The following is a 13,295-nucleotide window of genomic DNA, read 5'->3' as shown; positions in this document are numbered from 1 at the left end:
AACGGGTTCTGGCCCCCATCGTCTAGCGGCCTAGGACACCGCCCTTTCACGGCGGCGGCACGGGTTCGAATCCCGTTGGGGGTACGCAAGGAACTGGTCAGGCAGGCAGAAATTGTCTGGTAAGCTGGAAGCCTTGAAAAAACGCGGTAGTCATACTGCGAAGCAAGAAAAGCAAGGCCCTGTAGCGCAGTTGGTTAGCGCGCCGCCCTGTCACGGCGGAGGTCGCGGGTTCAAGTCCCGTCAGGGTCGCTCTGGTTGTCGGAAGAGATTTCGGCGGTCATGGTGACATGTCACCTAGGCTCTGTAGCTCAGTTGGTAGAGCGTTCGACTGAAAATCGAAAGGTCACCGGATCGACGCCGGTCGGAGCCACCACTGGGAAGCATCAGTTCTTCGGAACTGGTGCTTTTCTTCTTTAACCCGGGAGGCGGGTGGACCGCCGCGCAAATTCCCCGCCGCCTGGTCCATTCCCCCGCGGCTTTCACGGGGTTAAGTCCACGCGAGGGGGAATCGCCAATCCACGGGATAGCCTGCAACCGGAGGGCCGGGAATTCCAGCAGGTTGTCACGGCCAGGGGATAGGGTTGGGAACAACAGAAGGGGAAGTGCCTGATGGAATACCAGAACCCACAACCCGAAGCGGCCGGGCGCCAGCTGGCTGCCGGCCAGCTTGCAGCCAGCCAGTTGGCCAGCACCTCACCTGTGCCCGGCCACGGCCGCACGGTGATCGCGGAAACCGCCGTGGCAAAAGTCGCCGGCATTGCTGCCCGCGCCGTGCCCGGCGTCTATTCCCTGGGCTCCGTTCCGTCACGGGCGCTTGGTGCCATCCGGGACGCCGTTGGCAGTTCGGACCATGCCGCCGGTGTCCGTGCCGAGGTGGGCGAGACCCAGGTGGCCGTGGACATCAGCCTCGTCGCCTCGTACGGCACACCACTCCACTCCCTTGCCGACCAGGTCAGGGCATCGGTGTATCGCGCTGTCGAGGAACTTGTTGGCCTGCAGGTCATTGAAGTGAATGTCGAAATATCCGATGTCTACGTGGCGCCGCCGCCCAAGGCAGCGGCACCTGTGACCACGGAGCGGGAGGCACTGCTGTGAACCTGACCGTAGTGGGCATTGCCGTAGGCGCGTTCGTGGCGTTTATGTCCTTCCAGTTCGGGCTGTGGGGCTTCCTGATCTCGCTCCTCTTCATGGCCATCGGGGCCCTCCTGGGCCGCGCTGCGGAAGGGAAACTGGACCTGCGCGGCGTCCTGGATGCAATCATCGGCCGGCGCTCGTCATCATGACCGCGGCCGCACCCTCCATTGCTGCACAGGGGCTGAATGGTCATAACCGGATCAGCACACAGGCCCTGACCAGCCTTGCCAAAGCAGCGGCCGCCGAGGCACTGGGGGTGGAAGCGCACGATGTGCGGGCGGACTGGTCGGACGACGACGGCCTGCTGGCTCTGGCGCTTGTCTCACCCATCAGGATCCCGCCGCTGACTGCCGTGCTGCGGGATGCCGGCAAAGTCGCGGCGTTCGGCGGGCCCATCTGGGACAGGACGGTAGAGGCAAAAAGCAGGATCCTGTCCACCGTCACAGTGCTGAGCGGCGCGCAACTGAGCAGGGTGGATATCCGGATCAGTGGCGTCAAGCCAAGCGAGGGAGGCAGGGTCCAGTGAGCCACAAGTTGGTAGATGAGCACTTGGCGGGCCCCGGGGAAGCCGCCCCCGCGCCTGCCGGCCGTCAGTTGGACATCCGCAGGGTGGTGCGCCGGGAGACGCATTCATCGCGGGCCGGGGTGTCCGTGGTGGCGGCCGTGCTGGTGATGGGGCTCGCGGGCTATGGCCTGCTCGAATCGGCCGTGCACGCCATTGGGCAACCGGCCTGGCTGATTGAACCCCAGTTGGCTGCAGAACGCATCGTCGCCCTGCCGGCGGGCCTGCCGCCGCTGTTGCTCGGTGCCGGGGGCGCGGTGGTTGCGATGGTGGGCCTCTTTTTTCTGCTCAACGCCGTACTGCCCGGCAGGCGGGCGCGGCACGTACTGAACGGCGCCGACTCAACCGCCGTGGTGGTGGATGACGAGGTCATCGCGTCGGCCCTGGCCCGCAGTGCCAGGCTTGCCGCCAATGTCACTCCGGAACAGGTCATGGTGGTGGTTTCGCAGCGACAGGTCATCGTGAATGTGCGGCCCACCTCAGGAATTCCGCTAGCGGAGCAAGCGGTGCTCGCCGCCGTCGAAGACGAACTGCGTGAGATGTCGCTGGATCCGCTACCGGAAGTCCGCGTGAACGTTTCCTCCGCAGGGGTGATTGGCGCATGACCAGCACCCCCTCGCTTCTGAATCGGATTCTGATCGGGATTCTTGGATTCAAACTGCTGGCGGTGGGTATCCTCCTGGTCCTGCTGGCCACCGTTCCCCCGGTGGGAACGTGGTGGCACACCTGGTCGGGTGCGGCCTGGAGCGGGCTGAACCAGGCCTTTGACAGCACCCGCTTTCCGGGTCGCCCCGAAAGCTGGTTGTGGATCATCATGGCCATCGCACTGGTGATCCTGATTGGCCTCATGGTTGCCTGGATTGCCCAGCAGGGCAAAGGCCGGAGCAACCTGCTGGTCGCCGACCTCGATCCCGGCACGGTCCCCGGAGACGTGCGGATCAGCGGGGGAGTCGCCGAGCAGGCGCTGAAGCATGCCCTGGCGGAACGGCCGGATCTTGCCGGCGCCACCGTGGCCACCTACGACGTCCACGGCACCCCTGCCCTGAAAATCAGGCTTCAACCGCGCCAGGGCGTCGCGCCGCATCTGTTGGCAGCAGAAGTCGCTGCCCTCGTGTCGGCCTTGGACGCCGTGGTCGGAAAACCCACGCCTGTCCTGATCCACATCGGCGCCGGGGCCCGGACGCGGTTCAGCAGGGCCGAGCGCGTCCGGTAGTGTGCGCGGAAACTATTTGATAGTCAGGTAGGCCGCGCAGTTCGGAAATATTTCGGCCACGGCCCCGCTGGCCCTCGGCGCGCTCATGAGAGCCACCGCATATCCAGCCGGGACCGGCACGGCCCCTGTCCCCATGTTGCTGACGATCAGGACCCTGCCGTTGTTGAAAGCCAGCACACCCTTGGCCGGTTGGTGACCGTCAGCCCACTCAAACGTTCCCGACCCCAGACCGTTGGCTGAGCGGAAAGCGAGCGCCGAGCGGTACAGCTCCAGGGTGGAACCCGCTATGCCGTCCTGCTTATCGGCAGCAAGGTCCCTGAAGGACTCCGGCTGGGGCAACCATGGCGCGGCCGGACCGACGGCGTCACGCCCGCCTTCACCGGGGAAAGCCTCCGCGAAGCCATAACCGGGTTCGTCTGCCTTCCAAGGGAGAGGCACCCGGCAGCCGTCGCGGCCGACTTCCACGCCATTGGTGCGGAAGAAAGTGGGATCCTGCCGGGCTTCGTCCGGCAGCGTCGTGTGCTCGGGGAGGCCCAGTTCCTCGCCTTGGTAGATGTAGGCGGAGCCCGGCAACGCAAGGGAAACGAGGGCAGCGGCGCGGGCACGCGCCAGTCCTAAGGCCGCGTCCGGCTGTTCATCCGCGGCAGCGATGCCTTTCGGGAAGGTGGTGGGATCCTTCAGGCCGAACCGGGTGCTGTGGCGGACGGTGTCGTGGTTACTCAACACCCAGGTGGAGGGCGCTCCGACAGACGCGTCGGCACGGAGGGAATCTTCGATGGCTTCTGCCAGGCGTTCCGCGTCCCACCCGGCGAGGAGGAAATCGAAGTTGAACGCCTGCTGCATTTCGTCCTTGCGGACATACCGGGCCAACCGTTCCGCCGGTTCCACCCACGCCTCGGCAACCATCATCCGATCGCCGTCATAGGCGGCCAGCACACGGTTCCAGTCGCGGTATATGTCATGGACGCCGTCTTGGTCGAAGAACGGTGACGGAGGGTACTGCGGCGACACGGCCCGGTGGGGTTCCTGAGCCTCTGTGTGCGCCCCGGGGGCATCGCCCGGCGGCACGTGTCGTGTGTGCGAGGCCTCCGCAGTGCCTTCCACCATGGCGGTGACGCCTTCCCAGTCCGGCAATCCCGGTTCCTTGACCAGGCCGTGGGCAACGTCAACACGGAATCCAGCCACGCCACGGTCAAGCCAAAAACGCAATACGGAGCGCATTTCCTCTTTGACCTCGGCGTTGTCCCAGTTTAGGTCTGGCTGCTTGGCATCAAAAAGGTGCAGGTACCAGTCGCCCGGCCTGCCGTCGGCTTCGGTGATCCTGCTCCATGCGGGTCCGCCAAAGATCGACCTCCAGTTGTTCGGGGCCAGGTTTCCATCGCCGGAGCCCAACACTTCGTCCTTACCCGGCAGAAACATGTACCGGTCCCGGTGTTCAGATCGGGGAGGCGACGCAAGTGCTTCCTGGAACCATTCGTGCTCGTCCGATGTATGGTTCGGCACGAGGTCAACGATGACCTTCAACCCCAAAGAGTTGGCCTCCCCGAGCATTGCATCGAAGTCGGCCAGTGTCCCGAAAAGTGGGTCCACCTGGCGGTAGTCCGCGACGTCGTAGCCGGCATCCGCCTGAGGGGATTTGTAGAACGGTGACAGCCAGATGGCATCCACGCCGAGCCGTTTGAGATAGGGCAATCGCGCGGTAACACCCTTGAGGTCCCCCATTCCATCGCCGTTAGCGTCGGCGAACGAGCGCGGGTAGATCTGGTATACGACGGCGCTCGTCCACCAGGCCTGAGTGGACGAATCTGCATCGGGCACTGGTCTGTTTGTCAAAGGTATCCTTTCCGTAAACATTGCGTGTAAACGCTTGCATTTCTCGCAGCAACCTTACTAGTGTGATGCTCACCACTTCAAACGCACCGCCGATTTGCTCGAAAACTCAGCGAGGAGTCTCCTACATGAAATCCCCTAAGTTCCTACTGCCCGCCGCCGCCGCCGGCATCCTGGCAATAACCCTCTCCGCCTGTGGCGGGGGCGGCGGTACCACGGGCGGGGGCGGCGGCGACGCCGAACAGGGCCTCGACGGCCGCGGCCCCATCACCTACGTCCAAGGCAAGGACAACAGCAACGTGGTCCGTCCTCTGGTCGAAAAGTGGAACGCCGCGCACCCGAATGAGAAAGTCACCTTCAAGGAGCAGACGGACCAGGCCGACCAGCAGCATGACGACATCGTCCAGCACTTCCAGGCGAAGGACGCCGGCTACGACGTCGTCGATGTGGACGTTGTATGGACGGCCGAGTTCGCTGCCAAGGGCTGGCTGCAGCCGCTCAAGGACAAGATGGCGATCGACACCAGCGCCATGCTCAAACCGACTGTCGAGAGCGGCACCTATAAGGGGACGCTGTACGCGGCCCCGCAGACCTCCGACGGCGCCATCCTTTACTACCGCAAGGATCTGGTTCCCACCGCGCCGAAAACCTGGGACGAAATGATGGGCATGTGCTCCATCGCCAAGGCAAACAACATTGGCTGCTTTGCGGGCCAATTCAGCAAGTACGAGGGGCTGACAGTCAACGCCTCGGAGGCCATCAACTCCTCGGGCGGCTCCGTGCTGGACAAAGACGGCAAACCCAGCCTGAACACGGGTGAAGCCAAGGCAGGGTTGGAAAACCTCGCGAAGGCATATGCCGACGGAAACATCCCGAAGGAAGCCATCACCTACAAGGAAGAAGAGAGCCGCCAGGCATTCCAGGACGGCAAGCTCCTGTTCCTGCGCAACTGGCCCTACGTCTACAACCTGGCCGTCTCTGAAGGGTCCTCCAAGGTGAAGGACGTCCTGGGCATGGCTGCCCTCCCGGGCAAGGACGGGCCCGGCGCCTCATCCCTCGGCGGCCACAACCTGGCCGTCAGCGTCTACTCGAAGAACAAGGCCACCGCCCTCGACTTCCTGAAGTTCATGACCTCCGAAGAAACTGAGAAGTTCTACGCCACCCAGGGCTCGCTGGCCCCCGTCCTGGGTTCGCTGTACGACGACCAGGCCCTCGTCGCCAAGCTTCCGTACCTTCCGGTACTGAAGACTTCCATCGAGAATGCCGTGCCGCGCCCGGTGACGCCCTTCTACCCGGCAGTCACCAAGGCCATCCAGGAAAATGCCTACTCTGCCATCAAGGGGGAGAAAACCGTGGAATCTGCTTTGTCAGACATGCAAAAGTCCATCGAATCCGCTAGCGCGGGACAGTAGCCGGTCATGGCAACCGAATTGGGCCCGACGCCGGTAAAGTCACCGGCGTCGGGCGGTACCCCCGTCCATCACGGACCTAAAGGGGTCGGTGAGGACAATAAAATCCTGAGCCAAGGCAAGTGGGCCACCTGGCTTCTTGCTCCCACCATCATCGCCTTGGCCGTCGTGATTGTTTACCCGATCATCAGCGCCATTGTGATGTCATTCCAAAAAGACGCCGGGCTCGATCCGGTCACCGGGCTGTTCACCGCCGGCGGCCCGGCAGGCTTCCAAAACTACGTCAACTGGCTTGCCCAGCAGTGCGCGGCTCCCGGTGGCGGAACAGTTGCCTGCCCGCCTGGAACCCTCGGAGGCCAGTTCTGGTCGGCCACGGCCACAACGTTCTTCTTTACGGTAGTCACAGTGACGCTGGAGACGGTACTCGGTTTCTGGATGGCTCTCATCATGGCCAGGACATTCCGGGGCCGCAGCCTGGTCCGTGCAGCAGTCCTGGTTCCGTGGGCGATTCCCACGGCGGTGACTGCCAAGCTGTGGCTGTTCATCTTCGCGTTCGAAGGCATCGCCAACAAGCTCTTCAACACCAGCATCCTCTGGACAGGCAGTGAATGGCCGGCCAAGTGGGCTGTGATCATCGCGGACGTCTGGAAGACCACGCCCTTCATGGCGCTGCTCATCCTTGCCGGCCTGCAAATGATTCCCGCCGATGTCTACGAAGCTGCCAAGGTTGATGGTGCCACCACCTGGCAGCGGTTCCGGATGATCACTCTTCCGCTGGTAAAGCCGGCGCTTATGGTGGCTGTCCTCTTCCGCACACTCGATGCACTGCGGATGTTCGACCTCCCGTACATCCTGACAGGCGGTGCAAACAACACCACCACGCTCTCCATCCTGGTCATCAACCAGATCAGGCAAGGGTTCAACGCGGCGGCAGCTTTGTCCACGATCACCTTCATCATCATCTTCCTGGTTGCGTTCATCTTTGTGCGCTTCCTGGGGGCGAACGTCGTGGAACAAAGCGGAGCCACCGGTAAGGGGAAGAAATGAGCGCCGCCACGGCCGCGACCGACCTCCGGGCACAGCAGGACAGAGGCCGGAAGGCTGCCCAGAACAAGGAAAAGTGGGCACAGGGCCGCACTTACGTCAGCGCCGTCGTCGTCCTGATCTGGTGCCTGGCGCCGGCCTATTGGATGGTGGTGACCGCGTTCCGCGAGGTCGGTTTTACCTACGACACCTCGATCCTGCCGACCCATGTCACGCTGGACAACTTCAACACCGCGTTTGACACGTCCTTCGGTAACCACTTCGGGCAGGCCCTGCTCAACAGCGTGTTCATCGGCGGCGTCGTCACCGTGGTGTCCCTGCTGATCGGTGTTTTTGCCGCCTACGCCCTGGCCCGCCTGAACTTCCGGTTCAAGTTTCTGGTGCTGGGCTTCATCCTGGGAGCGTCCATGTTCCCGGGCGTAGCCCTCATCACCCCGCTGTTCCAGCTCTTCACAAACATCGGCTGGATGGGTACCTACCAGGCACTGATCATCCCGAACATTTCCTTCGTGTTGCCTTTGACCGTCTACACCATGACCTCCTTCTTCCGCGAAATGCCGTGGGAGCTCGAGGAGTCGGCACGGGTGGATGGCTGTACGCAGGGCCAGGCGTTCCGGAAGGTCATTCTGCCCCTGGCCGCGCCCGCCATCTTCACCACGGCAATCCTGGCGTTTATTTCCTCCTGGAATGAATTCCTGATCGCCAGCCAGTTGTCCAGCGATGCCACCCAGCCCGTAACGGTTGCCATCGCAAGCTTCGCTGGCGCCCAGCCGAACCAGATCCCCTACACGGCCATCATGGCCGCGGGAACGATCGTTACTATTCCGTTGGTGATTCTGGTGCTGGTCTTCCAACGAAAGATTGTTGCCGGCCTCACCGCGGGTGCCGTCAAGTGAAAGGCGCGGCTGCGGACGGCGAGCAGAACCACGGGCTGGTCCGCAGCGAACACCGGCGGGCCCGTTCCGGCGAGGATTTCGACATTATTATCGGATTCCTGGGCTTCTGGGCGGTGGTCCTGCTGGTGGTCACCGTCTGGATGGAGGTCACCGTCCAGCCGGCCCTCGGCTGGGCGTTGGGCCTGCTGGCTGTGCTGGTGGCTCTTTACGGAATGGTCCGGCTCCGCCGGCGCCTGCCCGCGAGGACCGCCACGCGTAAGAAGTAGGGGCTGATCGGGAGCTCGGAGCTGGGCAGAATAGACTGGCCTGTGGCCGCCCGAACAGCAGGCAGCAAGGAGCTGTCAACAGCCGGCGAGGGGGTACTGTGGCACGCATCACCGAGAGGTCGCAACGCGGCGGCCACAGCGGCGTCAGCATTGAGGACGTGGCTGCGGCCGCCGGAGTGTCCACTGCGACAGTGTCACGGGCTGTGCGCGGGCTGCCCAGGGTTTCGCCCGCCACCCGGGAGAAGATCCTGGAGGTTGCCGGTGCCTTGGGCTACGTGGCCTCCTCCTCCGCCTCGGGACTGGCCACCGGCCGCACCAAGACGATCGGTGTCCTGGCGCCTTTCGTCAGCCGATGGTTCTTCTCCAAGGCCATTGAGGGGGCGGACCGGGAACTTCACGCGCGCCAGTACAACCTGTCCCTTTTCAACCTGGGCGGGCACGGCAGTAACAGGGAGCGCCTTTTCAGCAAAACCATGGTTTACAAGCAGATTGACGCCCTGCTGGTCCTGTGTATGGCGTTGACCCCCGATGAGCTGGACCACCTGCAGAAGATCGATATTCCTTTGATAGTGGTGGGCGGCCACGTGGAGGAGTGCGCGTATGTCGGGATCGACGACTACGCGGCGTCCTCCGTCGCCGTCCGGCATCTGATCGACCTGGGTCACCGGGACATTGCGCTCCTGCACGGCGACGATGAAACGGACCTCAACTTCGATGTTCCCCGCGTGCGGATTCTGGCCTTCACGGACGTGATGGCGGCCGAGGGGCTGCCCATGCGCCCTGAATGGGACGAGTGGGGAGACTTTACGGTCCGCAGCGGCCAGGAAGCGTTCAGGCGGCTTTGGGCCAGCCCTGCCCCCAAGCCCACGGCCATCTTCTGCGCCTCGGACGAAATGGCCATGGGCGTTATCTTCGAAGCCGCCCGGGCAGGGGTCCGCGTGCCGGAGGACCTGTCGGTGGTGGGGATCGACGACCACGATTTCGCCGACGCCATGGGCCTGACCACGGTGAGGCAGCGGCCGGATGAGCAGGCAGAGCTTGCCACCAAGATGCTCCTCGACGAACTCAACGGTGTGGCCGGGGCGGTGCGCTCCGCCGTCGCGCCGCACCAGCTCATCGTCAGGCGTACGACGGCGCCGCCTCCTTCCTAAGGCAGCGCACCTCGGCCAGGGGGCTAGGGAGTTCCGGTCAGGAGGCGCGGGCGAGCTGCCGGATGGGGATCCAGCGGGAGGCCAGCCGCCGGTAGGCCGCCGCGGCACCTGTCATATCCCCCTCAGCGAGGCACTCGATGCCCAGCCGGATGTCCATGGGCGATTCGTCCGGATAGACCTTGTCCGCCACGGCACCGTAGTCCAGTTCCACCATGGAATTGACGTGGAACATTTCGAGCCACTCGGTCAGCTGGGCCAGATCATCCAGCATGTCAAGGTCGGGGGCGGCCAGTGCCAGGTTTGCCACAGCGTAGCGTGCCCGCTCCATGGCCTCGGTGATGGGAGCCCACACCCTGACAGTGAGGATGCGCCCGCCGGATTCCACCACATCCTTGTGGTCGCCCTCGGCAAACAGCGAGAACCAGCTGAACGGGATGCCCCACGTGGAGGCACGCGTATGCACACGGATGCTGCCGTCGCGGGCTTTGACCTGGTCGATCCGCTCCTGGTGTTTGTCCCGCTGTTCCTCCGGAATCAGCATTTCGGCCAGCGGGCCGTGGATCCCTTCCATCAGCGCGTTGGCGGCGAGCCCGGCGCGCAGGACCAGTTGGCTCGGACAGTAGAGCAACACACGCCCGGCACTGGTCTCCCGGGACTCACCGCCCAGGCCGGCGGCAGCACCGGCGTCGGACGTCCCCGCCTGCGGAGCCCCTGCCTGCGGGGCGGGGTGTGGCGTTACACCGGGCACGCTGGTCACCCGGACCAGGTCCGTCCGCCCGGTCGGAAAAGGATCCCCGCCGGCACGGGTGATCCGGCCCAGCGAAGCCAGCAGCTCGGCGTTTTCGACGGCGGCCCGGGAGACCGCGCGTCCGCCGGCGGCCCGGATGGCTTCCCGCTGTCCTTCGGGGAAGGCGTCCAGCGGTTCGTAAACCCGGAGCGTTGAGGAGAATGGCAGGCCGGCCTGCCCCCGGTAGAGGTTTCCCGTCATGGCAGTCTCCCGTCCCGGGCCCCGGCGGCGGCCATCAGTCAGCCAGCTCCACAATGACGGGGGCATGGTCCGACGCGCCCTTGCCCTTGCGTTCCTCGCGGTCGATGGCCGCGCCCGTGACGCGGGCAGCCAGGGCGGGGGAGCCCAGCACAAAGTCGATGCGCATGCCCTCCTTCTTCGGGAACCGCAGCTGGGTGTAGTCCCAGTAGGTGTAGACGCCCGGCCCGGGCGTGTACTGGCGCGCCAGGTCCTTGAATCCGGCTTCTTCGAAGGCGTGGAACGCAGCGCGTTCCGGCGGGCTGACGTGGGTGTACCGGTTATTGACGAAAAGGTCGATGTCCCAGACGTCCTCGTCGAACGGTGCAATGTTCCAGTCGCCCATGAGCGCCACCTGGGCATCCGGGTTCGCGGTGACCAGGCTCTGGGCGTGGTCCTTGAGGGATTCGAGCCATTTGATCTTGTACGGCATGTGTTCGTCGTCAAGGGAGCGGCCGTTGGGCACGTACAGGCTCCAGATCCGGACACCGCCACAGGTGGCAGCCATGGCACGGGCCTCCTGCACCGGGTCCTTGCCGGCCTTGCCAAACGGAGGCTGGTCCAGGAACGTGCGCTCCACGTCTTCCAGGCCCACCCGGGACGCGATGGCAACGCCGTTCCACTGGTTGACGCCGAAATGGGCCACCTCGTAACCCATGCGTTCGAACAGCTCCCACGGGAAGTTCTCGTCCTTGCACTTGGTTTCCTGGATGGCCAGGACGTCGCAGTCGCTGCGCTGCAGCCAGGCCTCGACACGGTCGGCGCGGGCACGGAGGGAGTTCACATTCCAGGTAGCAATCTTCACAGTCCCTAACTTACCTTGGCCGTGCAGGTGGGGGGAAAGCCTTGCCACACCGCCCGCCCCCGGAGCAGTAGCCCTTCAGGCCCGGAGCTTCAGCCCTTCAGCCCCGGGAAATCTGCGTCGGAGTACTCGATTCCAAAGCCGGCAGCCGCCTTCACCGCGTCGTTCGCTGCCGCGTTTCCGGCCGGCTCGCCGGTACTGGTGGCGTGCCTGGATTCCTCGCGTTGCCGCAGTTCCACCCGGCGGATCTTGCCCGAGATGGTCTTGGGCAGCGCCGCGAATTCGAGCCTGCGGATGCGCTTGAACGGTGCCAGGTGTTCACGGCAGTACCGCAGGATGTCCTCCGCCAGCTCGGGCCCCGGCTCCAGCCCTGCCACCAGGACCACGTAGGCCTTCGGAAGGGAAAGTTTCAGCGCATCCGGCGACGGCACTACCGCCGCCTCGGCCACGGCGGGGTGCTCCAGGAGCACGCTCTCCAGTTCGAACGGCGAGAGCCGGTAGTCCGAGGACTTGAAGACGTCATCGTCCCGGCCCACGTAGGTGATGGTTCCCCGTTTGTCCCGGCTGGCCATGTCGCCCGTGTGGTAGTAGCCACCGCGGAACGCCTCGGCGGTCTTCGCCGCGTCGCCGTAGTAGGACTTCATCAGTCCGACGGGCCGGTGGTCAAGGCGGAGGCACAGCTCGCCGTCGTCCGCTTCCTCCCCGGTGTTGGGGTCCACCAGCACCACGTCGTAGCCGGGGAGCGGCTGCCCCATGGCACCGACTTTTACCGGCTGGCCCGGCGTGTTGGCCACCTGGACCGTGCTTTCGGTCTGCCCGAAGCCGTCGCGGATTGTCTGGCCCCACGCGCGCTGCACCTGGTCGATCACCTCGGCATTCAGCGGCTCGCCGGCCGAGACCACCTTGATGGGAGGAGTCTTCAGGAGCTTCAGGTCCGCCTGGATCAGCATGCGCCACACCGTGGGCGGGGCGCAGAAGCTGGTGACGCCTTCACGGTCCATCTGCTCCATCAGGGCACGGGCATCAAACCGTTCATAGTTGTAGACAAAAACACACGCCTCCGCGATCCACGGGGCAAAAAAGTTGGACCACGCGTGTTTGCCCCACCCGGGGGAAGCGACATTCAGGTGGACGTCACCCGGTTCCAGGCCGATCCAGTACATCGTGGACAGATGCCCCACCGGGTACGAGGTATGCGTGTGCTCCACCAGCTTGGCCCTGGACGTCGTCCCGGACGTGAAGTAGAGCAGGAGCGTCTCATCCGCCCTGGTGGGGGCGCCGGCTGAGAAGGTGGCTGGCGCCGTCGTCGAATCCGCGTACTGGAGCGCCGGCGCGGTGGCGCCGGGCGCGCCGGTGTTGGTGGCTGTTGTTTGTACGGTTGTGCCGCGCTCGCCGATCTCAATGAGGCGGTAGTTGCCGGGAACGCCGGAGAACTTGCCGATATCGGAATGTCCGACGGCGGCCCAGCGAGCCTCGCCGCGCTCCACGCGTTCGGCCAGGTCTGCGGGGCCCATCAGCGTGGTGGTGGGAATCAGGACAATGCCGAGCTTGATCCCCGCAAGCATCAGCTCCCAAAGCTCCACCTGGTTGCCCAGCATCACGATCATCCGGTCGCCCCGGCGCATGCCCTGGCTCCGCAGCCAGGTGGCCACCTGGTTTGACCGCGCGGCGAGGTCGGCGAAACTCCGGCGCGTGGCCGAGCCGTCCTGCTCCACGATCACGAGGGCGGGGTTGTTGGCCTTCGCAGGGTCGGCGGCGATCTGATCGAACCAGTCGAGGGCAAAGTTGAACTCCGAGAACTGTGGCCATCGGAACTCACGCCTGGCGCGGTGGTAGTCGGAACGGAGTGCCAGCAGGTGGTCCCGTGCTTCCCGGAAATCATCGGTCACTGACAAGGAGAGACCTTTCGCCACGTGATGCGCATCACTAATACCCAACCCTTTGCAATATACTAGGACATCCAA

At 64.5% G+C, this 13,295-nt stretch carries 14 protein-coding genes and 3 tRNA genes; 13 read left to right on the top strand and 4 right to left on the bottom strand.

The genetic code is table 11. The features are described 5' to 3' along the window. Positions 1–11 precede the first annotated feature (11 nt). From IAQ70_RS12005 to IAQ70_RS11970, 8 genes are all read left to right on the top strand, one after another. A tRNA-Glu gene (locus IAQ70_RS12005) sits at positions 12–84 on the top strand. A gap of 91 nt (positions 85–175) precedes the next feature. Then, positions 176–249, top strand: a tRNA-Asp gene (locus IAQ70_RS12000). Positions 250–297: 48 nt separating this feature from the next. Beyond that, a tRNA-Phe gene (locus tag IAQ70_RS11995) sits at positions 298–373 on the top strand. A gap of 236 nt (positions 374–609) precedes the next feature. Beyond that, on the top strand, positions 610–1,095 hold the full coding sequence (locus IAQ70_RS11990; RefSeq protein ID WP_190989539.1) for an Asp23/Gls24 family envelope stress response protein: 486 nt from the start codon (positions 610–612) through the stop codon (positions 1,093–1,095). After that, on the top strand, positions 1,092–1,283 hold the full coding sequence (locus IAQ70_RS11985) for a hypothetical protein (RefSeq protein ID WP_190989538.1): 192 nt from the start codon (positions 1,092–1,094) through the stop codon (positions 1,281–1,283). Before IAQ70_RS11990 ends, IAQ70_RS11985 begins: the two co-directional genes overlap by 4 nt. Continuing rightward, positions 1,280–1,660 carry a hypothetical protein gene (locus tag IAQ70_RS11980; protein ID WP_190989537.1) on the top strand — a complete coding sequence of 127 codons (381 nt, stop codon included), beginning with the start codon at positions 1,280–1,282 and terminating at the stop codon, positions 1,658–1,660. Before IAQ70_RS11985 ends, IAQ70_RS11980 begins: the two co-directional genes overlap by 4 nt. 23 nt (positions 1,661–1,683) lie before the next feature. Beyond that, positions 1,684–2,301 carry a DUF6286 domain-containing protein gene (locus IAQ70_RS11975; RefSeq protein WP_190989649.1) on the top strand — a complete coding sequence of 206 codons (618 nt, stop codon included), beginning with the start codon at positions 1,684–1,686 and terminating at the stop codon, positions 2,299–2,301. Continuing rightward, the gene (locus IAQ70_RS11970) at positions 2,298–2,909 is read left to right on the top strand and encodes a hypothetical protein (RefSeq protein ID WP_190989536.1); all 612 of its coding nucleotides are present in this window, start codon (positions 2,298–2,300) and stop codon (positions 2,907–2,909) included. The genes IAQ70_RS11975 and IAQ70_RS11970 overlap by 4 nt, the downstream gene beginning before the upstream one ends. A gap of 12 nt (positions 2,910–2,921) precedes the next feature. Here the strand turns inward: IAQ70_RS11970 and IAQ70_RS11965 are convergent, their stop codons facing one another. Then, complete coding sequence (locus tag IAQ70_RS11965) at positions 2,922–4,763, bottom strand: glycoside hydrolase family 13 protein (RefSeq protein ID WP_190989535.1); 1,842 nt, start codon at positions 4,761–4,763, stop codon at positions 2,922–2,924. A gap of 104 nt (positions 4,764–4,867) precedes the next feature. On the opposite strand from IAQ70_RS11965, the gene IAQ70_RS11960 reads away from it, so the two are divergent. The 5 genes from IAQ70_RS11960 to IAQ70_RS11940 all read left to right on the top strand — a co-directional run bounded on the left by IAQ70_RS11960 (position 4,868) and on the right by IAQ70_RS11940 (position 9,505). Continuing rightward, on the top strand, positions 4,868–6,151 hold the full coding sequence (locus IAQ70_RS11960) for an ABC transporter substrate-binding protein (RefSeq protein ID WP_190989534.1): 1,284 nt from the start codon (positions 4,868–4,870) through the stop codon (positions 6,149–6,151). Positions 6,152–6,157: 6 nt separating this feature from the next. After that, the gene (locus IAQ70_RS11955; protein ID WP_190989533.1) at positions 6,158–7,195 is read left to right on the top strand and encodes a carbohydrate ABC transporter permease; all 1,038 of its coding nucleotides are present in this window, start codon (positions 6,158–6,160) and stop codon (positions 7,193–7,195) included. After that, complete coding sequence (locus IAQ70_RS11950) at positions 7,192–8,088, top strand: carbohydrate ABC transporter permease (protein ID WP_190989532.1); 897 nt, start codon at positions 7,192–7,194, stop codon at positions 8,086–8,088. Before IAQ70_RS11955 ends, IAQ70_RS11950 begins: the two co-directional genes overlap by 4 nt. Continuing rightward, positions 8,085–8,354, top strand: coding sequence for a hypothetical protein (locus IAQ70_RS11945; RefSeq protein ID WP_317983645.1), 270 nt, complete (start codon positions 8,085–8,087; stop codon positions 8,352–8,354). The genes IAQ70_RS11950 and IAQ70_RS11945 overlap by 4 nt, the downstream gene beginning before the upstream one ends. Before the next feature lie 98 nt (positions 8,355–8,452). Continuing rightward, a complete protein-coding gene (locus IAQ70_RS11940) occupies positions 8,453–9,505 on the top strand; it encodes a LacI family DNA-binding transcriptional regulator (RefSeq protein WP_190989531.1) in 1,053 nt (350 codons plus the stop codon). Positions 9,506–9,542: 37 nt separating this feature from the next. Here the strand turns inward: IAQ70_RS11940 and IAQ70_RS11935 are convergent, their stop codons facing one another. The 3 genes from IAQ70_RS11935 to IAQ70_RS11925 form a co-directional block, all read right to left on the bottom strand. Then, entirely contained in the window at positions 9,543–10,493 is a 951-nt protein-coding gene (locus IAQ70_RS11935; RefSeq protein ID WP_190989530.1) for a hypothetical protein, read from the bottom strand. Positions 10,494–10,527: 34 nt separating this feature from the next. After that, entirely contained in the window at positions 10,528–11,334 is an 807-nt protein-coding gene (locus tag IAQ70_RS11930; protein WP_190989529.1) for an exodeoxyribonuclease III, read from the bottom strand. A gap of 89 nt (positions 11,335–11,423) precedes the next feature. Then, a complete protein-coding gene (locus IAQ70_RS11925) occupies positions 11,424–13,226 on the bottom strand; it encodes an AMP-binding protein (RefSeq protein WP_190989528.1) in 1,803 nt (600 codons plus the stop codon). Between the last annotated feature and the right edge of the window lie 69 nt (positions 13,227–13,295).

Source organism: Pseudarthrobacter sulfonivorans (genome assembly GCF_014712225.1).
GTDB lineage: Bacteria > Actinomycetota > Actinomycetes > Actinomycetales > Micrococcaceae > Arthrobacter > Arthrobacter sulfonivorans.
Note: the sequence above shows the minus strand (reverse complement) of the source record. Positions and strands in the feature narration are given on the sequence as shown.